Origin of the sequence: Streptomyces jumonjinensis, assembly GCF_009600885.1 — a bacterium.
In the GTDB taxonomy this organism is placed as follows: Bacteria; Actinomycetota; Actinomycetes; order Streptomycetales; family Streptomycetaceae; genus Streptomyces; species Streptomyces jumonjinensis.
On record NZ_VCLA01000086.1, the window covers coordinates 1 to 18461 of the forward strand.

At 70.7% G+C, this 18461-nt stretch carries 20 protein-coding genes, 2 pseudogenes and 1 riboswitch; of the genes and pseudogenes, 15 read left to right on the forward strand and 7 right to left on the reverse strand.

The features are described from left to right. The 8 genes and pseudogenes from FF041_RS10305 to FF041_RS10335 form a co-directional block, all read left to right on the forward strand. Window positions 1-494, forward strand: a 494-nt coding sequence (locus tag FF041_RS10305; protein WP_153522282.1) for a DUF2690 domain-containing protein, incomplete at its 5' end; no start/stop codon positions are given. 243 nt (window positions 495-737) lie between these two features. Next, window positions 738-1727 (forward strand): malate dehydrogenase, encoded by a 990-nt coding sequence (locus FF041_RS10310; protein WP_153522284.1) that lies wholly within the window; start codon window positions 738-740, stop codon window positions 1725-1727. A 210-nt stretch (window positions 1728-1937) separates the two neighbouring features. Then, window positions 1938-2165: a hypothetical protein gene (locus FF041_RS10315; RefSeq protein WP_153487779.1), complete on the forward strand. Its 228-nt coding sequence runs from the start codon at window positions 1938-1940 to the stop codon at window positions 2163-2165. Further along, complete coding sequence (locus tag FF041_RS10320) at window positions 2143-2670, forward strand: DUF6879 family protein (RefSeq protein ID WP_323391565.1); 528 nt, start codon at window positions 2143-2145, stop codon at window positions 2668-2670. Before FF041_RS10315 ends, FF041_RS10320 begins: the two co-directional genes overlap by 23 nt. Before the next feature lie 3 nt (window positions 2671-2673). Continuing rightward, a complete protein-coding gene (locus FF041_RS10325; protein WP_323391567.1) occupies window positions 2674-3525 on the forward strand; it encodes a helix-turn-helix domain-containing protein in 852 nt (283 codons plus the stop codon). A gap of 96 nt (window positions 3526-3621) precedes the next feature. Continuing rightward, window positions 3622-3744: a hypothetical protein gene (locus FF041_RS40030; RefSeq protein ID WP_267133184.1), complete on the forward strand. Its 123-nt coding sequence runs from the start codon at window positions 3622-3624 to the stop codon at window positions 3742-3744. Between the two features lie 50 nt (window positions 3745-3794). After that, entirely contained in the window at window positions 3795-4211 is a 417-nt protein-coding gene (locus FF041_RS10330; RefSeq protein ID WP_153522286.1) for a hypothetical protein, read from the forward strand. A 108-nt stretch (window positions 4212-4319) separates the two neighbouring features. Then, window positions 4320-4888: pseudogene (locus tag FF041_RS10335) on the forward strand (chloramphenicol phosphotransferase CPT family protein). Window positions 4889-5080: 192 nt separating this feature from the next. Here FF041_RS10335 and FF041_RS10340 read toward each other — a convergent pair. From FF041_RS10340 to FF041_RS10355, 4 genes are all read right to left on the reverse strand, one after another. Further along, complete coding sequence (locus FF041_RS10340) at window positions 5081-5494, reverse strand: PIN domain-containing protein (protein ID WP_323391568.1); 414 nt, start codon at window positions 5492-5494, stop codon at window positions 5081-5083. Then, window positions 5476-5760: a hypothetical protein gene (locus tag FF041_RS10345; protein ID WP_153522288.1), complete on the reverse strand. Its 285-nt coding sequence runs from the start codon at window positions 5758-5760 to the stop codon at window positions 5476-5478. The genes FF041_RS10340 and FF041_RS10345 overlap by 19 nt, the downstream gene beginning before the upstream one ends. A gap of 73 nt (window positions 5761-5833) precedes the next feature. After that, a complete protein-coding gene (locus FF041_RS10350; RefSeq protein ID WP_153522289.1) occupies window positions 5834-6712 on the reverse strand; it encodes an SDR family NAD(P)-dependent oxidoreductase in 879 nt (292 codons plus the stop codon). 177 nt (window positions 6713-6889) lie between these two features. Then, a complete protein-coding gene (locus FF041_RS10355; protein WP_153522291.1) occupies window positions 6890-7402 on the reverse strand; it encodes a carboxymuconolactone decarboxylase family protein in 513 nt (170 codons plus the stop codon). Between the two features lie 47 nt (window positions 7403-7449). Between FF041_RS10355 and pdxR the strand changes: the two genes are divergently transcribed. The 3 genes from pdxR (at window position 7450) to FF041_RS10370 (ending at window position 10695) form a co-directional block, all read left to right on the forward strand. Then, window positions 7450-8865: a MocR-like pyridoxine biosynthesis transcription factor PdxR gene (pdxR, locus tag FF041_RS10360; RefSeq protein WP_153522293.1), complete on the forward strand. Its 1416-nt coding sequence runs from the start codon at window positions 7450-7452 to the stop codon at window positions 8863-8865. Between the two features lie 305 nt (window positions 8866-9170). Then, on the forward strand, window positions 9171-9446 hold the full coding sequence (locus FF041_RS10365; protein ID WP_153522295.1) for a hypothetical protein: 276 nt from the start codon (window positions 9171-9173) through the stop codon (window positions 9444-9446). Window positions 9447-9513: 67 nt separating this feature from the next. Next, window positions 9514-10695 (forward strand): glutathionylspermidine synthase family protein, encoded by a 1182-nt coding sequence (locus FF041_RS10370; protein ID WP_153522297.1) that lies wholly within the window; start codon window positions 9514-9516, stop codon window positions 10693-10695. Between the two features lie 114 nt (window positions 10696-10809). Here FF041_RS10370 and rocD read toward each other — a convergent pair whose 3' ends face one another. Next, window positions 10810-12018 carry an ornithine--oxo-acid transaminase gene (gene rocD / locus FF041_RS10375; RefSeq protein ID WP_323391572.1) on the reverse strand — a complete coding sequence of 403 codons (1209 nt, stop codon included), beginning with the start codon at window positions 12016-12018 and terminating at the stop codon, window positions 10810-10812. Between the two features lie 203 nt (window positions 12019-12221). Further along, window positions 12222-12312: riboswitch (ZMP/ZTP riboswitch) on the forward strand. A gap of 33 nt (window positions 12313-12345) precedes the next feature. Between rocD and FF041_RS10380 the strand changes: the two genes are divergently transcribed. The 3 genes from FF041_RS10380 to FF041_RS10390 all read left to right on the forward strand — a co-directional run bounded on the left by FF041_RS10380 (window position 12346) and on the right by FF041_RS10390 (window position 15605). Then, on the forward strand, window positions 12346-13614 hold the full coding sequence (locus tag FF041_RS10380) for a serine hydroxymethyltransferase (RefSeq protein WP_323391573.1): 1269 nt from the start codon (window positions 12346-12348) through the stop codon (window positions 13612-13614). Between the two features lie 146 nt (window positions 13615-13760). Beyond that, a complete protein-coding gene (gene trpS / locus FF041_RS10385) occupies window positions 13761-14798 on the forward strand; it encodes a tryptophan--tRNA ligase (RefSeq protein ID WP_153522299.1) in 1038 nt (345 codons plus the stop codon). 216 nt (window positions 14799-15014) lie between these two features. Beyond that, window positions 15015-15605, forward strand: a complete 591-nt coding sequence (locus FF041_RS10390) for a 2'-5' RNA ligase family protein (protein ID WP_323391575.1) — start codon at window positions 15015-15017, stop codon at window positions 15603-15605. A 53-nt stretch (window positions 15606-15658) separates the two neighbouring features. Here the strand turns inward: FF041_RS10390 and FF041_RS10395 are convergent, their stop codons facing one another. After that, window positions 15659-16414, reverse strand: coding sequence for a decaprenylphospho-beta-D-erythro-pentofuranosid-2-ulose 2-reductase (locus tag FF041_RS10395; protein ID WP_153487752.1), 756 nt, complete (start codon window positions 16412-16414; stop codon window positions 15659-15661). A 64-nt stretch (window positions 16415-16478) separates the two neighbouring features. Further along, window positions 16479-17900: an FAD-binding oxidoreductase gene (locus FF041_RS10400; RefSeq protein ID WP_153522303.1), complete on the reverse strand. Its 1422-nt coding sequence runs from the start codon at window positions 17898-17900 to the stop codon at window positions 16479-16481. Between the two features lie 152 nt (window positions 17901-18052). Between FF041_RS10400 and FF041_RS38900 the strand changes: the two are divergent. Continuing rightward, window positions 18053-18461: pseudogene (locus tag FF041_RS38900) on the forward strand (phosphatase PAP2 family protein); the annotation flags it as partial.

An 18461-nucleotide genomic window follows, 5' to 3' on the forward strand; every position in this document is an offset into this window, starting at 1 on the left:
TTCTGGCGGGTGCGGCCGCCGCGCTGGCGGTGATCGTGCTGGCCGTGCTGCTGGTGGGCTCCGATGACGGCGGCAAGGAGGTGAAGGCCGCGCCCCAGGCGTCGCGGACCCCCTCCGCCGAGGCCGCCTCTTCCGCGCCTTCCGCGCCCGCCGTGAAGACGAAGTGCACGGGTGAGGAGTGCGTCGGCGGGGACCCGCAGGCGATGGGCTGCGGCGGTGAGCTCGCCGAGACCGTGTCGTCGGCGAAGCTGGGCACGGCCCGGGTCGAGGTGCGCTACAGCAAGGTCTGCGGGGCGGCGTGGGCGCGGCTCACGGATGCCGCGCCGGGGGACGCGGTGGCGATCAGCGTGGGCGGGAAGGGTGTTCAGAACGGGCTGGTGAAGGCCGAGAGCGAGGCTTACACGATGATGACGGCGGTGCCCGAGGGCGCGACGGCGGAGGCGTGCGCGACGGCGAAGGCGACGGGTGCGAGGGCCTGTACGGGCGAGTGGTGAGCCTGGGGCCGCACCCGGGGTACGGGCGCGGCCCGTACCCGGCGCGGAACCCGAACCTCCGTACGCGTGAGCCGCGCCACAAGGGGCCGACGGCCACCTGTGCACAGGGTCGGATAGCCTGACCGCTGGATGTCTCTTCACATCAAGATTCGTCAGAGTCGCAGGGCTGAGTGAAGCGGTGGGAAGGGACGTTCCGGACCCGGGGCAGTGACCCCCACCGCCAGCTGTCTTACGGAGATCGCCATGACCCGCACTCCCGTCAACGTCACCGTGACCGGCGCGGCCGGCCAGATCGGTTACGCGCTGCTGTTCCGCATCGCCTCGGGCCATCTGCTCGGCCCGGATGTGCCGGTCAAGCTGCGCCTTCTTGAGATCACCCCGGCGCTGGGCGCGGCCCAGGGCACGGCCATGGAGCTCGACGACTGCGCCTTCCCGCTGCTGCGCGGCATCGACATCACCGACGACCCGAACGTCGCCTTCGACGGCGCCAACGTCGCCCTGCTGGTCGGCGCCCGCCCGCGTACCAAGGGGATGGAGCGCGGTGACCTCCTGGAGGCCAACGGCGGCATCTTCAAGCCGCAGGGCCGGGCCATCAACGACCACGCCGCGGACGACATCAAGGTGCTCGTGGTCGGCAACCCGGCCAACACCAACGCGCTGATCGCCCAGGCCGCCGCCCCGGACGTGCCGGCCGAGCGGTTCACCGCGATGACCCGCCTCGACCACAACCGCGCCATCTCGCAGCTGGCCGCCAAGACCGGCGCCGCCGTCTCCGACATCAAGCGCCTGACGATCTGGGGCAACCACTCGGCGACCCAGTACCCGGACATCTTCCACGCGGAGATCGCGGGCAAGAACGCGGCCGAGCTCATCGGCGACGAGGCGTGGCTGGCTGACACCTTCATCCCGACCGTCGCCAAGCGCGGCGCGGCCATCATCGAGGCGCGCGGCGCGTCCTCGGCGGCCTCGGCGGCGAACGCGGCGATCGACCACGTCCACACCTGGGTCAACGGCACCGCGGACGGCGACTGGACCTCCATGGGCATCCCGTCCGACGGTTCGTACGGCGTTCCCGAGGGTCTGATCTCCTCCTTCCCGGTGACCACGAAGGACGGCGCGTACGAGATCGTCCAGGGCCTGGACATCAACGAGTTCTCGCGCCCCCGGATCGACGCCTCGGTGCAGGAGCTGGCGGAGGAGCGCGACGCGGTTCGCGCGCTCGGCCTGATCTGATCCACCCCCGGAGCTCACCGCCCCCGGCCGCCGCGTTTCCGGCAGCCGGGGGCGTTCTGCTGTGCGCTGGTGCCGGTGTCGGTGCCGCTGCCGGTGTGCAGGGCGTCGCCGAACCTTAAAGCGCTGCAAGTGTCAGCAAGTTCCGTGCTGGAGAGAGCAGTTCGTTGCATGCTGAGTGCTGGAGATCGTCAGCTCGACCAAGGAGGCGGCATGGCACTGCGTAAGCTGGGCAAGGACCCGGAGAGCAAGAAGGCCGGATCTCCCACGGTCTATCTGGACGACCACAGCGACAACTACCTTGTCCAGGGATGGAAGGTTCTGGACGAGGAACGTCTGGCGCAGATGGACATTCCGCCGCATGAGACGGTCGTGGAGATCCCCCGTCGTATGGTCCAGTTCTTCGAGGAGATGAAGCGTGGAGAAGCCGCCGACGTTTGAGGAGTTGCTCGCCTCGGCTCGTCATTCGGCGATCCACCTGGAGATGCGGGACGGCTATATGGAGTCCGATCCCGACTACGTCTCCTGGAGGGAAGGGCATCGTCCCAAGGACCTGACTGCCGACCCTGACTTCCAGAATTGGCTCACGTGGGTGCGGGAGGCTAGTGACCGGGGGGTCGCGATCAGACGGGCGCGGGTGTTCTCGGTTCCGGAGTCGAATTACATCAGGTTCGAGCACTACTACTCGGATGCCAATGTCGAGGCCGGTGAGCAGATTCGTTGGCTGCCACGCCGACAGGCCACGGATATCGCCTTTCCCGGCAACGACTTCTGGGTGTTCGACAACGATCTCGTGCTGGTTCTCCACTTCACCGGTGACGGGGAGAGCGCAGAGGACTGGATGGAGCTGACGAAGGACCCGAAGATCCGCGATCTCTGCGTGAGTGCGTTCGAGGCGGTGTGGGAGCGAGCGATCCCGCATGCGGAGTACAAGATCACCTCCTGACCAGTGGCCGAGTCTCCTTCCTCCGCTGTTCGGGAAGCCCGCAGGACACTGGGCAACCGGCTGCGAGAGATGCGGAAAGGGGCCGGATTCACGACGGCGCGGGCCTTCGCGGCCCGTGCCGGCTGGAGTGAGTCCAAGGCATCTCGCATGGAGAATGGCGTGACCTCGCCGTCCCGGGAGGACCTGCGGCAGTACGCCGAACTCTGCGGAGCCCCTGACACGTACGCCGATCTTGTGGCTGCCTTGCACAACATCGATGAGCTGTACGTCGAGTGGTGGAGGGTCGAAGGGAGAGGGCTGGAGCCTGTCCAGCGCGCCCGTGTCCCCTTGTATCAGCGGACACGTCGCTTCCGTGTCTACGAGCCGAGCGTCATTCCTGGCCTTGTGCAGACCCCCGACTACGCTCGGGTGATCATGAGCCGCATCATCGCTTTCAGCGGCATTCCTGACGACACGGAGAAAGCGGTCGAGGCGCGGATCCACCGGCAAAGTGTCCTCTACGACGCATCACGGCGTTTCGCGCTGCTGGTAGAGGAAGCCGCGCTGCGGGCTCGTTTCGGTGATGCCGGGATCATGGCAGCTCAGCTTGGGCACCTGCTCAAGGCGGCTGCCCTGCCACAGGTCAGCTTCGGAATCATCCCCATGTCCGCAGACCGCGTCATGTGGCCTGTGGAAGGCTTCTGGATCTTTGACGACAGGCAGGTTCTGATCGAGCTGGTCACCGCAGAGGTGACGGTGAAACAGCCGAGTGAGATCGCCTTCTACACGCGGACGTTCGCGGAGCTCGCGGCGATGGCGTGCTACGGCCCGCAGGCCCGCGCGCTGATCGCGGACGCCATCAGCGCGCTCGGGTGACTATCTGCAAGCCCCCGCAAGTCTCTTGAGCCGTACCTCTCCCGCGCTCGACGCTCTTCGCACCGTCAGACATCGACCTGCGAGGAGTCCGATCCCATGACCACTCAGCGCTCCCAAACTCCGTACGCGAAGACCGACCCCGACCCTGACCCCGACGACGACAACGGCCAAGGCGACAGCGGCGGCTGCGGGGACGGCGACGGCTGTGGCCGGCGGTGACCGCGCCGGGTCAGGCGTGGGCAGAGGCGGCGAGGGGGCGCTCTGAGGCATTGGCCAGTCACCACCACGGCTACACCTGGCTCGGCAGTGGATTCGATCTGCACCGGGACGGGCCCCGGAGGGACGTACACCCCGGATTCGCGACTGCCCCCGTGCCGCCGCTGGAAGTCGCGCAGTGGCTTCTGAAGCCTGCGTCGTTCGTCCAGGGGACATGGACGGATCCACAGGAGGCCGCGCGGTGGTTCGGCCTCCAGGTCCGCCCGCACGCCGAGGCCTTCGTCTCCCGGGCGGAGCGGGAGAACCTGGATGCCCGGATCGAGGCGGTGGGCGATCGGGCGGCCGGGGGAGAGGACGTGGTCGGCGGCTGGTGGCTGACCGGACAGCGGTTTCTCTCCGTGAGCCTGGTGGCCTGCTCGCCGCACCGCTTGCGGCCTTCGTACGCATGCCCTGTCTCCGGGGTGGCCTGACCTGAGAGCCCAGCCGCTCCCTCGGTGAGGGCGATCCGGTCCGGGACCGGATCGCCCTCACCGGGAAGTAGGCTCGTCGGGACAGTGATCACGGTTGGAAGGAGCTGGATGTCCGGCGGCCGGGGACAGATCATCTTTCTGAACGGCACGTCCAGTTCGGGCAAGTCGAGCATCGCGGCGGAGCTGCTGCGGATCATGGATGAGCCGTACTTCCATATGCCGGTGGACGCGTTCCACGCGATGCGCACCCGGCAGGAGTACGAGCCCGGACGGCTGGCGGAGATCCTCCGGCGGACCTGGATGGGCTACCACCGCGCGGTGGCCGGGATGGCGGCGGCGGGTAACAACGTCGTCGTGGACCATGTGCTGAGCGAGCCGTGGCGGCTGCGGGACTGTCTCGGCCAGTTCGTGCCGGAGGATGTGCTGCTGGTCGGAGTCCACTGTCCGCCGGCGGGTTGGAACGCAGAGAGCGGGCGCGGGGCGACCGCCCGGCGGGACTGGCGGCCCGGCAGTACGAGCGGGTGCATGCGCATGGGGTGTACGACGTGGAGTGCGATACGGGGACGGCGGGCCCGGAGGAGTGTGCGCGGCGGATCAAGGAATCGCTGCCGCGACGGGGCGGGGACACGGCGTTCCAGCGGCTGAGGTCGGCCGGGTGGGGGTCCCCCGCGCGGTGACCGGGGGCCGGCCGCCGTCCAGGTCGCCGGCCAAGACCACGGTGCCGAAGTCGTCGGCGCTGTTCCCGGTCCGCGGGACACAGGCGATCGCGCCGCCCGGCCTGGCTGCCCGTGTGCTGGATGGCTCGCTGTCAGCCGTCGCCGATGAGTACGGCCTGACATACGGAACATACGGACATCGATCCTGCGGCATCACACGGCGACGAGCCGGACCCGGTCGCCGCACAGCTTGACCATGTCGTCGATGTCAGAGGTCAGCATGACCACAGGGCGCTGCTGCCGCAGGGCAGCCTCGGCCACAGCCGCGTCGATGGCGTACTTATGACCGTGCAGCCCAGCCTCCATCAAGAGGGCCGAGGCCGCCTTCGCCTCCTCATCGCCCACCGGCACCACACGCAGACCGGACAGCAGCCAGCTCAGCCGGGTCTTGTCCGTGCGCGCGTGGACGGCCTCGATGATGGTGAGCGCGCAGATCACCACCTCCATGCCGCGGGAACGCGCCTCGGCCACCAGGGCCACGGCCGTCTCGTCGTCACCGAGCAGCTTGGAGAGCCCCTCACTGTCCAGGATGAGGGTCCCCTCGTGACTCAGCTTGCGGCGGGCCACTGGTCTTCCTCGGCGAACACCTCGTCAAAGACCTGTCGCGCCCGCTGCCGTGTCTGCTCGGAGACCGGTCCCTTGCGGCTCTCGTAGTCCGCCAGGTACTCATCCAGCACTTGGCCGCGCAGCTCTCGCTCGACGGCAGCCGCGATGAACGCGGAGAACTCCCGTTTACCGACCCGCGCCCGGATCGCGTCCGCGGTCCCCTCGGGCAGAGAGAGGCTGACCCGGGTGGCCGGCCCCTCGCCGATGCTGTACGTCGTCTCGGACATGCACTCATTGTGTCAAACCAGTAGGAAACGCGAAACCCGCCCGGCGGGTCGCCCCCCGGCCCGCCCTCTCCCGCTACGCGCCGTACCCCTCGGGAGCCGGCACCCCCCGCTCGGCCGCGCGGCTGGTCTCCTCCCAGGCGGCCCAGGTGTCCACCCGCTGTCGCGAGGTCTCCAGGGCCAGGTCGTACGCCATGCTCCCCAGCAGCAGCCGGAGCGGCGGGTTCTCGCTCGCGACCAGCTTCAGCACGGCCTCGGCCGCGAGGTGCGGCAGGCTGTCCACCGAGCCCTCGGCGAACTGCTTCTCCAGCTCGGCGCGGAGCGGCGCGTACGTCTCCAGCGGTTCGGTGGCCGTCAGGCCCTTGGTGTAGAGGCCGGTCCAGTAGCCGCCGGGTTCGACGATCGTGACCTTGACGCCGAAGCGCGCGGCTTCGGCCGCCAGGGCCTCGCTCATCCCCTCCAGGGCGAACTTGCTCGCGCTGTACAGCCCGGTGAGGGCGAATCCGGCCAGCGCGCCGATGCTGGAGATCTGGAGGATGTGCCCGGAGCGCCGGGCGCGCAGATGGGGCAGTACGGCCTGGCTGACCCAGAGCGCGCCGAAGAAGTTGGTGTCCATCTGGGCGCGGGCCTGCTTCTCGTCGAACTCCTCGACCATGCCCATGGACAGGAACCCGGCGTTGTTCACGACGATGTCGAGATGGCCGAAGTGCCGTACCGCTCCGTCCACGGCGGTGTGCACGGCCGCCCGGTCTGTGACGTCCAGCGGGCGGACGAACAGCCGGTCGCCCCATTCGGCCGCCAGGGGCTCCAGCGGGGCGGTGTCACGGGCCACGGCCGCCACCCGGTCCCCGGCGGCGAGCGCGGCCTCGGCGAAGGCCCGGCCGAGGCCCCGGCTCGCTCCGGTGATGAACCAGACGCGGCCGGGGAGGGGCGGTACGGCGGGGGTGGCGGTCATGAGGAGTGCTCCCGGAATCGATGATGAAGAGTGCGAGACGCATCGTCTCGTTTCGTTTCGATCCGACTGTAGGACCGGGAGTGATCCAAAATCAAGACGAGTCGTATCGTCTCGTCTCATATGCCACGGTCCCGGCGGCCAGACCCGTGCCACACGGCCCAGGCCCCGGTCCAGGGCTCAGTGGGCGTGCTGCCCCGGCGTGTAGTGGCCCGGGGCCATCCGCGCGGTCACCCCGAACCGGTTCCACGCGTTGATCACCGTGATCGAGGCGATCAGCGCCGCCAGCTCCGGCTCCGTGAACTGCTTCGCCGCCTTCTCGTACACCGCGTCCGGCACGAAGCCGTCCGTGAGGACCGTGATCGCCTCGGTCAGCTCGATCGCCGCGATCTCCCGGGCCGTATAGAAGTGCTGGGACTCCTCCCAGGCGGAGAGCTGGATGATCCGCTCGATGGACTCGCCCGCCGCGAGCGCGTCCTTGCTGTGCATATCGAGGCAGAAGGCGCAGTGGTTGAGCTGCGAGGCCCGGACCTTCACCAGCTCCAGGATCACCGGATCGACCCCCTGCCGGGCGGCGGCGTCCAGTTTGACCATGGCCTTGTAGACCTCGGGAACGAGCTGGGTCCAGGGCAGCCGGGCCGGGTGCTCGGGGTTCTTCGCGCTGTTCGCGCCGGTCGTCGTCTCAGTGCTCATGGAACCGAATCTAACGGGCCAATGGCGCAGGAGTATGGTCCATTTCCATGAGAGATCCATGGGCCGATTCCGGCGGTGACACCGGTGCCGATCTCTATCTGGAGCTGCGCGGCACCCGGCTGCGTACGGGACTGATGGACGCGCTCCGCGAGGCCGTACGCAGCGGACGGCTCGCCCCCGGCACCCGGCTGCCGTCCTCCCGTACCCTCGCCGCCGATCTGGGGCTGGCCCGCAACACCGTGGCGGCGGCCTACGCCGAACTGGCCGCCGAGGGCTGGCTCACCGCCCGCCAGGGCTCCGGAACCCGGGTCGCCCCCCGAGCCGAGCCGCGCAGAGCGGCCGTGCCCGCCAGATTCCGGCCGGACCGCCGGGGCCCGCGCCACAGCCTGATCGCGGGCAGGCCCGACGTCGCCTCCTTCCCGCGCGCCGAGTGGCTCAAGGCGTCCCGCCGCGCGCTCACCGACGCCCCGGACGAAGCGTTCGGATACGGCGGGCCGCATGGGCGGATCGAGCTGCGCACCGCGCTCGCCGACTATCTGGCGCGGGCGCGCGGAGTCCGCGCCGACCCCGGACGGATCGTGATCTGCTCGGGCTTCGTCCACGCCCTGATGCTGCTGGGGCAGGTGCTGCGCGAACGCCGGACGCGGGCGCTGGCCGTGGAGGCGTACGGGCTCGATCTGCATCTGGACGTACTGACCGGGCACGGGCTGCGCACCCCCGCACTGCCCTTCGACGAGCTCGGCACCCGGCTCGCGCCGGAGGTGCTGAGCGGGGCCGGCGCGGTGCTGCTGACCGCCGCGCACCAGTTCCCGATGGGGCTGCCGCTCCACCCCGACCGGCGGGCGGCCGTCGTGGACTGGGCGCGGACCACGGGCGGGATGATTCTGGAGGACGATTACGACGGCGAATTCCGCTACGACCGGCAGCCTGTGGGCGCCCTGCAAGGGCTCGACCCGGACCGGGTGGTCTATCTGGGTACGGCGAGCAAGTCCCTCGCGCCGGGGCTGCGGCTGGGCTGGATGGTGCTGCCGCAGGAGCTCGTCGACGAGGTGCTGCGGGCCAAGGCCCTGGGCGGAGCGGTGGACTGGGCGCTGAGCTCGCTCGATCAGCTGACGCTCGCGGAGTTCATCGCGTCGGGTGCGTACGACCGTCATGTGCGGGGGATGCGGCAGCGCTACCGCCGCCGTCGCGACCAACTGGTCGCAGCGCTCGCGGAGCGCGCGCCGGACGTCCGGGTGACGGGGATCGCGGCGGGTCTGCACGCGGTCGTCGAACTCCCGCCGGGCGCCGAGCGCTCCGTGGTCCAGGCGGCGGCCTGGCAGGGGCTGGCCGTGGAGGGACTCTCGCGCTTCCGGCACCCGGACACGCCGCCGGGGCGGGACGCACTGGTGGTGGGGTACGCCGGACCGTCGGACAGCGCGTGGGCGGGGGCGCTCGACGCGCTCTGCCGTGTCCTGCCATAGGACTGATCCATCGAACAGGTCCATCGAACAGTCCGGGAACGGGTCCGGGAACGGGTCCGGGAACGGGTCCGGGAACGGGTCCGCGAACGGGTCCGGGAACAGGTCCGCGAACAGGTCCGCGAACGGGCGGGAACCGTCCGGCGGATCCAGGCGTGTCCCTGCGTGAACCCGGCGTGGCGGCGGCCGGGACCGAAGGGCGCTGGAACAGTCGCACCCATGCGGGACGGCCACTAGTCTGTCGGCGGCGAATTCGACACCTTGAGCGAGTTCTGCACGCGAGTGTGACAAATGGGGGCGGCTCTCTGATGGCGCGACGCAGACTGAGGTCGAGCACGGTGGTGCTCGGCGGCATGGGAGTACTCGCGATGGCGATCACCTCCTGTGGCTCCGAGCCGGACAAGCGGTGCGCCGACCCCTCGGACCTCACCAACCTGCCCAGCTACGAGTGCGACGACTCCAGCGGCACCGGAAGCCACTACTACGGCGGCAGGGTGAACGGCGCGACGGTCGAGGGCGGCAGCTTCGACAAGTCCGCCGTCGACCGGGGCGGCTTCGGCTGCTCCGGCTCCGGCGGTGGCTGAAAAGCGTCGAGAACCCCGAGACACGCCGAGAAACGCCGAGAAATAGGGACAGACCGGGGAGCATCCGATGAAACGTCACACCATCGAGCCCCGTCCGGGCTGGCAGGAGACCGTCGAGGGGCAGGGCTGCATCTATCCCCTCACCCGTTACCCGGACGGCTCACTGCGCCCGTACTGGGACGAGAGCGCGTACTACGAGTTCTCGCTCCCCGAGGTCGAGGCGCTGGAGGAGACCGTCGAGGAACTGCACGCCATGTGCCTGGCCGCCGCCGCGCACATCGTGGAGCGGGACCGCTTCGCCGATCTCGGCATCACCGACCCGAGGCTCGCGTCACTGGTCGGCGAGGCATGGCGGCGACGGGACGAACTCCCCTCCCTCTACGGCAGATTCGACCTCCACTACGACGGCAGCGGCCCGGCCCGGATGCTGGAGTACAACGCCGACACCCCCACCTCGCTGGTCGAGGCCGCGAGCCCGCAGTGGTTCTGGATGGAAGAGCGGTTCCCCGGCGCCGACCAGTGGAACTCGCTCCATGAACGCCTGGTCGACGCCTGGAAGAGGCAGGCGCCGCTGCTGCCGCCGGGGCCCGTCTACTTCGCCCACTCCGAAGGGGACGAACTCGGCGAGGACCTGATGACCGTCGCCTATCTGCGCGAGACCGCCCAGCAGGCCGGACTCGACACCGAGGCGCTCTCGGTGGAGCAGATCGGCTGGGACCGGATCACCGGGCGCTTCGTGGACGAGCGGCTGCGGTTCATCCGCTGCTGCTTCAAGCTCTACCCCTGGGAATGGCTGGCCACCGACCGCTTCGGGCCGCATGTCCTGGACACCCTGGACAACGGCGGCGGCACCGGGAGCACCTGCTGGATAGAGCCCGTCTGGAAGATGCTGCTCTCCAACAAGGCGCTGCTCGCCGTGTTGTGGGAGCTGTATCCGGGGCATCCGAATCTGCTCCCCGCCTATCTGGACGGGCCCCGCGAGCTCGCGGGGCGCCGCGGCTACGCGGCCAAACCCCTCCTCGGCCGCGAGGGCGCGGGCGTCACCCTCCACCAGCCGGGCGAGCCCCCTGTCGTACGGGAGGAGGGCTGCTGCTACCAGGAGCTGGCCCCGCTGCCCGACTTCGACGGCAACCGGACGGTGCTCGGCGCTTGGGTGGTGGAGGGCGAGGCCGCGGGCCTCGGCATCCGGGAGTCGAGCGGGCTGATCACGGACGGGTACGCCCGCTTTCTGCCCCACGTCATCCTCTGACCGCTCAGCCGGAGCGGGGCCGGTCCCGATCAGCCGAATCCGGGGCCGGTCCCGGTCAACAGGGCCGGCCCGGGACCGGCAGCCCCCGGCCCCGGCCCGGCCCGGCCCCGCCGCTCACTGAGCCAGCACCCCCCGCAGCTGCTCCAGCCCCCAGTCCAGATCCTCCTTGCTGATCACCAGCGGCGGCGCGATCCGGATCGTCGACCCATGGGTGTCCTTCACCAGCACCCGGCGTGCCATCAGCCGCTCGGAGATCTCCCGGCCCGTGCCGTGGCCGGGCGCGATGTCCACCCCCGCCCACAGCCCGCGCCCGCGGACCTCCTCGACCGCCCCGGTCCCGGTCAGCAGATTCAGCTCATGGTGCAGATGCTCCCCCAGCTCCGCCGCCCGCCGCTGGTACTCGCCCGTGCGCAGCATCGCGATCACCTCCAGCGCCACCGCGCAGGCCAGCGGATTCCCGCCGAAGGTCGAGCCGTGCTCCCCGGGGCGGTGGACGCCGAGCACCTCCCGTGACGACACCACCGCCGACACGGGCACCACCCCGCCGCCCAGCGCCTTGCCCAGCAGATACACATCCGGCACGACGCCCTCGTGCTCACAGGCGAACGTCCGGCCGGTGCGCCCCAGACCCGACTGGATCTCATCCGCGATGAACAGCACGTTCCGCTCGCGGGTCAGCCGGCGCACCCCCGCCAGATAGCCGGGCGGCGGAACCAGCACCCCCGCCTCGCCCTGGATCGGCTCCAGCAGCACGGCGACGGTGTTCTCCTCCGTGATCGCCGCCTCCATCGCGGTGAGGTCCCCGTAGGGGACGATCTGGAAGCCCGGGGTGTACGGACCGTGGTCCGCCCGCGCCTCGGGATCGGTCGAGAAGCTGATCACCGTCGTCGTGCGGCCGTGGAAATTGCCCGCCGCGACGATGATCTTGGCCCTGCCGTCCGGTACGCCCTTGACCCGGTAGCCCCACTTCCGGGCGGTCTTCACCGCGGTCTCCACCGCCTCCGCGCCCGTGTTCATCGGCAGCACCATCTCCATCCCGCACAGCTCAGCCAGCTGGGTGCAGAAGTCCGCGAACCGGTCGTGGTGGAAGGCGCGCGAGGTGAGCGTCACCCGCTCCAGCTGGGCTTTCGCGGCGTCGATCAGCCGGCGGTTGCCATGGCCGAAGTTCAGCGCCGAGTACCCGGCGAGCATGTCGAGGTAGCGGCGCCCCTCGACATCGGTCATCCACGCGCCCTCCGCCGTCGCGACGACGACGGGGAGCGGATGGTAGTTGTGCGCGCTGTGGGCCTCGGCGGCGGCGATCGCACTCTCGGATGCAGACACGGGATCTCCGTTCACATAGAGCGTTCACGTTGAGACAGGGCATCCTGCGTGGGGCTGGGTGTCGCCCCTGTTTCTATCGTCGCTCGCCCGCCGGACGAAGAAACCCCGCTCCGCCGCTTGCATGTCGGACGGAGAAACCCAGCCGCGTCGCTCGCATGTCGGACGGAGAAACCCGGCCGCGCGGCGCGACCATTAAGCTCGACCCTACGCACGGCGACTGGCGTACGCGGAAGAGACCGCGGGGGAGCCGGGCGCGCTCAAGCCGAAGAGGTGCCGCCCGCCTGGGCACCCCGGGGACCCTGTCGTGACACGGACCCGGAGGACACCGTGACTCTTCCCCTGCCCCACCCCGCCCTGGCCGCCGCCGATCCGGAACTGGCCGCGCTCGTCGGCGCCGAGGAACTGCTCCAGGCCGAGACCCTGCGGCTGATCCCCAGCGAGAACTACGTCTCCCGGGCCGTCCTGGAAGCCTCCGGCACGGTGCTCCAGAACAAGTACAGCGAGGGATACGCGGGCCGCCGCTACTACGAGGGCCAGCAGAACATCGACCAGATCGAGCGGCTCGCCGTCGACCGCGCCAAGGCCGTCTTCGGCGTCGAGCACGCCAATGTCCAGCCCTACTCCGGCTCCCCGGCCAATCTCGCCGTCTATCTCGCCTTCGCCGAGCCCGGCGACACCGTCATGGGCATGGCCCTGCCCATGGGCGGCCATCTCACCCACGGCTGGGGCGTCTCGGCCACCGGCAAATGGTTCCGCGGTGTGCAGTACGGCGTACGCCAGGACACCGGCCTCATCGACTTCGACCAGGTCCGCGAGCTGGCCCTCGCCGAGCGCCCGAAGATCATTTTCTGTGGCGGCACCGCGCTGCCCCGCACCATCGACTTCGCCGCCTTCGCGGAGATCGCCCGGGAGTCGGGCGCGGTGCTGGTCGCCGACATCGCCCATATCGCCGGACTGATCGCGGGCGGCGCGCACCCCTCGCCCGTACCCCACGCCGATGTGATCTCCACGACCACCCACAAGACCCTGCGCGGCCCGCGCGGCGCGATGCTGATGTCCCGCGAGGAGCACGCCAAGGCCATCGACAAGGCGGTCTTCCCCGGGCTCCAGGGAGGTCCCCACAACCAGACCACGGCCGGGATCGCGGTCGCCCTCCACGAAGCCGCCCAGCCCGCCTTCGCCGAGTACGCGCGCTCCGTCGTCGCCAACGCGCGCGCACTCGCCGACGAGCTGCTCGCCCGCGGCTTCGACCTGGTCTCCGGCGGCACCGACAACCATCTGATCCTGATGGACCTCACCCCCAAGGAGGTGCCGGGCAAGGTCGCCGCCAAGGCCCTCGACCGCGCCGGGATCGTCGTCAACTACAACACCGTGCCCTACGACCCCAGGAAGCCTTTCGACCCCTCCGGCATCCGGATCGGCACCCCCTCGCTCACCTCGCGCGGGATCGGGACCGAGCACATGGCCGCGGTCGCCGACTGGATCGACCGGGGCGTGCGCGCCGCCGGGGCGGGCGACGAGCAGGCGCTGACCGCGATCCGCGCCGAGGTCGCCGAGCTGATGGCCGCGTACCCCGCCCCGGGCCTGAGCGGGTAACCCCCTGTCCCCGGCGGAGTCGGAGCACCTCAGGGCCCCGACCCCGCCGGGCGCACCGGGGAGCCGGGCACCCCGCCCGCCCCACCAGGGACCGGGCACCCCACCAGGGAGCCGGGCCCGCTTCCGTACCTGAGACAATGAGCGGCATGGCCCCAGACCGCCCGCCCGTCGCCGCGCCCCTCCGTCCCCGAGCCCTGTCCGGCATCCAGCCCACCGCCGGCTCGTTCCACCTCGGGAACTACCTCGGAGCGATCCGCCAGTACGTGGCGCTCCAGGAGACCCACGACGCGTTCTACATGGTCGTCGACCTGCACGCGATCACCGTTCCGCAGGACCCGGCGGAGCTGCGCGCCAATACCCGGCTCGCCGCCGCCCAGCTGCTCGCCGCCGGTCTCGACCCCGAGCGCTGCACGCTCTTCATCCAGAGCCATGTCCCCGAGCACGCGCAGCTCGGCTGGGTCATGAACTGCCTCACCGGCTTCGGCGAGGCGTCCCGGATGACGCAGTTCAAGGACAAGTCCGCCAAGCAGGGCGCCGACCGGGCCACCGTCGGGCTCTTCACCTACCCGGTGCTCCAGGTCGCCGACATCCTGCTCTACCAGGCCGACGCGGTCCCGGTGGGCGAGGACCAGCGCCAGCACATCGAGCTGACACGTGACCTCGCGGAGCGCTTCAACACCCGCTTCGGCGACACCTTCACCATCCCCGCGCCGCATATCGTCAAGGAGGTCGCCAAGATCTACGACCTCCAGGACCCGGCGATCAAGATGAGCAAGTCGGCCTCCACGCCCAAGGGCCTGATCAATCTGCTCGACGAGCCGAAGACCACCGCGAAGAAGGTCAAGAGCGCGGTCACCGACACCGACACGGTGATCCGCTTCGACCCCGTCGACAAGCCCGGGGTGAGCAATCTGCTCACCATCTACTCCACCCTCACCGGCAAGGCGATCGCCGATCTGGAGAAGGAGTACGAGGGCCGGATGTACGGCGCGCTCAAGACCGACCTCGCCGAGGTGATGGTGGAGTTCGTCACTCCGTTCCGTACCCGTACGCAGGAGTATCTGGACGACCCGGGGACGCTGGACTCGATCCTGGCCAAGGGGGCGGAGAAAGCCCGTGCCGTGGCCGCCGAGACCCTGGCCACGACCTTCGACCGGATGGGCTTCCTGCCCGCCAAGCACTGAACCGGTAAGGGACCGGCAAGGGACCGGTAGGGACCGGAAGCGACCGAGCCCACCAGTATGGGGCCCGCCGGCCCCGCCGCGCTGTGTCCAACGCCTCTGGCCACACACGCCGTACAGCCGCCACACTGGCGGCTGTACGTCCGCCCGCCGGCCGGCGGGACCGCCGAACCGTCCGACGGGTGGCACAGCGGCACCCGACGAGTGAAGGAGAACGACGTGGGGACCGTAACGCTCGGCGTTTCGATCGCGGTCCCGGAGCCCTACGGCAGCCTGCTCCAGGAGCGGCGCGCGGGCTTCGGGGATCCCGCCGCGCACGGCATTCCCACCCATGTCACCCTGCTGCCGCCCACCGAGGCCGATCCGGCGCTGCTGCCCGCCATCGAGGCGCATCTCGCCGAGGTGGCGAAGGCCGGACGGCCCTTCCCGATGCGGCTGTCGGGGACCGGGACCTTCCGTCCCGTATCGCCCGTGGTCTTTGTGAAGATCGTGGAGGGGGCCGTCGCCTGCTCCCGGCTCCAGCAGCTGGTGCGGGACGAGTCCGGGCCGCTGGTGCGCGAGCTCCAGTTCTCCTACCACCCGCATGTCACCGTCGCCCATGGCATCGCCGAAGAGGCGATGGACCGGGCGTACGAGGAGCTCGCCGACTTCGACGCCTCCTGGACCTGTGCCGCCTTCTCGCTGTACGAGCAGGGGGCGGACGGCGTCTGGCGGAAGCTGAACTCGTACGTCTTCGGGGGCGGCGTCGGCTCGGTGCCCGCGCAGGGCTCCCCGGTGGACGAGCCCGCCGCCACCCCCTTCACCCCGTAAGACCGTAAGACCGTAAGGCAGGCAGTCCGGCAGTCCGGCAGTCCGGCAGTCCGTCAGAGCGGCAGCCGGCGGAAGAGCGGGCGCGGCAGATGGCGCAGCGCCGCCATCACCACCCGCAGCGACCCCGGTGCCCACACCGTCTCCGAGCCGCGCCGAAGCCCCTGTTCCACGGCTGAGGCCACGGCCTCGGGGGTGGTGGCGAACGGGGCGTCGGGCATCCCCGCCGTCATCCGCGTACGGACGAATCCCGGGCGTACCACCATCACTCGTACGCCTGTTCCATGGAGTGCGTCCCCCAGGCCCTGGGCGAAGGCGTCGAGACCGGCTTTGCTGGAGCCGTAGATGAAGTTGGCGCGGCGGGCGCGCTCGCCCGCGACCGAGGAGAGCACCACCAGCGAGCCGTGCCCCTGGTTCTGGAGCGCCGCCGCGCAGACGAGACCGGCCGAGACCGCCCCCGTGTAGTTGGTCTGCGCGACCCGGACGGCCGCCGGGGGGTCGCCCTCGTCATTGGCCTGGTCGCCGAGGACCCCGAAGGCGAGCAGCACCATGTCGATGTCGCCCTCGGCGAAGACCTTGCCCAGCACCTCTTCGTGGGGGTCGGGGTCGAGTGCGTCGAAGGCCGTTGTACGGACCTCGGCGCCGAGGGCGCGCAGGCCCTCGGCCGCCGCTTCGAGATCGGGGGAGGGGCGGCCGGCCAGCCAGACCGTACGGGTGCGGCGGGCGATCAGACGGCGGGCGACGGCGAGTCCGATCTCCGACGCGCCGCCGAGAACGAGCAGGGACTGCGGGTGGCCGAAGGCGTCCTTCATGACTGCTCCTGGTGGGGAGGGAGGTAGGGGTTCAGAGGGCGAGCCGGCGGGGGCAGACGAGGGCTCAGAGCGTGAGCCGGCGGGAGAGGTCGGAGGTGAAGACTCCGCATGGGTCCAGCCGGGAGCGCAGGGAGCGGAAGTCCGCGAGCCGGGGGTACATCCCGGCGAGCAGTTCCGGGCGCAGCCGGGAGTCCTTGGCGAGATAGACCCGGCCGCCCGCCGCCGCGACCTCCTCGTCGAGTTCGTCGAGGAAGGCCCCGAGCCCGTCGAGACCGGCCGGGATGTCCAGCGCCAGCGTCCAGCCGGGCATCGGGAAGGAGAGCCAGCCGGGGCCGGCCTCGCCGAAGCGCTTGAGGACCGCGAGAAAGGAGGGGCAGCGGCGCCGGGAGATCCGGGCGATGATCCGGTGCAGGGTCTCCTCCTGGCCGTGGCCGACGACGAACTGGTACTGGACGAAGCCGTCGCGGCCGTAGATCCGGTTCCAGTGCGGCACGGCGTCGAGGGGGTGGAAGAACGCGGACAGACGCTGGAGGCGGCCGGTCCGCGAGCGGGGGGCCCGGCGGTACCAGAATTCGTTGAACAGCCCCACGGTGGTGCGGTTGAGCAGCCCCGCCGGGACGAAGGCGGGGGGCGCGGGGAGCTGTCCGGGGCGGAAGGCGAGGGGGTTCCGGCGGGCGCGCGCGGGCAGCGCGTCCAGCGGGGCGTGCTCCCCCCGGGTGAGGACCGCGCGGCCGAGCGAGCGTCCGCGCGCGAGCAGATCGATCCAGGCGACGGAGTAGCGGTAGTGGTGGTCGGTGGCGGCGAGCCGGGCCATCAAGTCGTCCAGGCCCGCGACCCGTTCGGTGTCGACGGAGATCAGCGAGGTCTCCACGCGGTGCAGCTGGAGGGTGGCCGAGAGGATCACCCCGGTCAGTCCCATGCCGCCCGCCGTCGCGTCGAAGAGTTCGGTGCCGGGGACGACGGTGTGGATTCCGCCGTCCGCGGTGAGGAGTTCGATCGCGTGCACATGGCGGGAGAAGGAGCCGCTGATGTGATGGTTCTTGCCGTGGACGTCGGCGCCGATCGCGCCGCCCACGGTCACCTGCCGGGTGCCGGGGGTCACCGGTACGAACCAGCCGAGCGGCAGCAGGACTTCCATCAGCCGGTGGAGGCTGACCCCGGCATCGCAGACGACCGTCCCGGTCGCGTCGTCGATGGCGTGGATACGGCGCAGGGCGGTCATGTCGAGCACGGTGCCGCCCGCGCTCTGCGCCGCGTCGCCGTAGGCCCGGCCGAGACCCCGGGCGATTCCGCCGCGTACGCCCCAGTCGCGTACCGCCTCGGCGGCCTCGGCGGGGGAGCGGGGGCGCAGCACGGAGGCGGTGGTGGGGGCGGTGCGGCCCCAGCCGGTGACCGAGACGAACGGGTCCGGGGCGGAGGGGGGCGGGGGGCCGGGTTCCGCGACGCCGGGTTCCGCGACGGGGGTGGGATGGGTGTCGGCAGACATGGTTGTGACCGTATAGCCGCTTATGCCCGCATTTTCGGAGCGCCTTATGGACTCGCCGAAATGGGTGATTAAACGAGTGTCATCAAAGAATGGCGTGAAATGTCGGCTGGTCGCCAGAAGAGTCGGGCCGGGCTCTGAGGAAGGGGTGGCGCATGGGATACGCCGACTGTGCGGCGGCCGACGAGAGAGTGCTGGCGGTGATGCGGGCCTGCGGCGACCGCCCGGCGGTCGCCGCGACGGCCCGGGCGCTCTCGTACGCCGGTGAGCACGCGGCGCTCTGGCTCGCGACGGGACTGCTGGCCGCCTCGGCGGACCCCGGACGCCGGGCCGCGTGGCTGCGGGCCACGGCGGTGGTGGGCGGGGCGCATCTGGCGAGCGTGGGCGTGAAGTGGGCGGTACGCCGCCCGAGACCGGGGGGCGGGGGGCGGCCGGGGGCTTTGGGGCGGCCGGGGTCCTTGGGGCGGCCGGGGGTACCGTCCGCCGATGGGCTTCCGGCCGCCGGGGGCCCCGGCTCCGGGGCCCTGCCGCCCGGTGCGGGCGCGCGGGGCTCGGCCGTGGCGT

Bases quoted from the DNA above. Each gene is read 5' to 3' on its own strand.
- FF041_RS10310 (WP_153522284.1), top strand. From the start codon at position 738: ATGACCCGCACTCCCGTCAACGTCACCGTGACCGGCGCGGCCGGCCAG.
- FF041_RS10315 (WP_153487779.1), top strand. From the start codon at position 1,938: ATGGCACTGCGTAAGCTGGGCAAGGACCCGGAGAGCAAGAAGGCCGGA.
- FF041_RS40030 (WP_267133184.1), top strand. From the start codon at position 3,622: ATGACCACTCAGCGCTCCCAAACTCCGTACGCGAAGACCGACCCCGAC.
- FF041_RS10345 (WP_153522288.1), bottom strand. From the start codon at position 5,760: ATGTCCGAGACGACGTACAGCATCGGCGAGGGGCCGGCCACCCGGGTC.
- FF041_RS10350 (WP_153522289.1), bottom strand. From the start codon at position 6,712: ATGACCGCCACCCCCGCCGTACCGCCCCTCCCCGGCCGCGTCTGGTTC.
- FF041_RS10355 (WP_153522291.1), bottom strand. From the start codon at position 7,402: ATGAGCACTGAGACGACGACCGGCGCGAACAGCGCGAAGAACCCCGAG.
- pdxR (WP_153522293.1), top strand. From the start codon at position 7,450: ATGAGAGATCCATGGGCCGATTCCGGCGGTGACACCGGTGCCGATCTC.
- FF041_RS10365 (WP_153522295.1), top strand. From the start codon at position 9,171: ATGGCGCGACGCAGACTGAGGTCGAGCACGGTGGTGCTCGGCGGCATG.
- FF041_RS10370 (WP_153522297.1), top strand. From the start codon at position 9,514: ATGAAACGTCACACCATCGAGCCCCGTCCGGGCTGGCAGGAGACCGTC.
- trpS (WP_153522299.1), top strand. From the start codon at position 13,761: ATGGCCCCAGACCGCCCGCCCGTCGCCGCGCCCCTCCGTCCCCGAGCC.
- FF041_RS10395 (WP_153487752.1), bottom strand. From the start codon at position 16,414: ATGAAGGACGCCTTCGGCCACCCGCAGTCCCTGCTCGTTCTCGGCGGC.
- FF041_RS10400 (WP_153522303.1), bottom strand. From the start codon at position 17,900: ATGTCTGCCGACACCCATCCCACCCCCGTCGCGGAACCCGGCGTCGCG.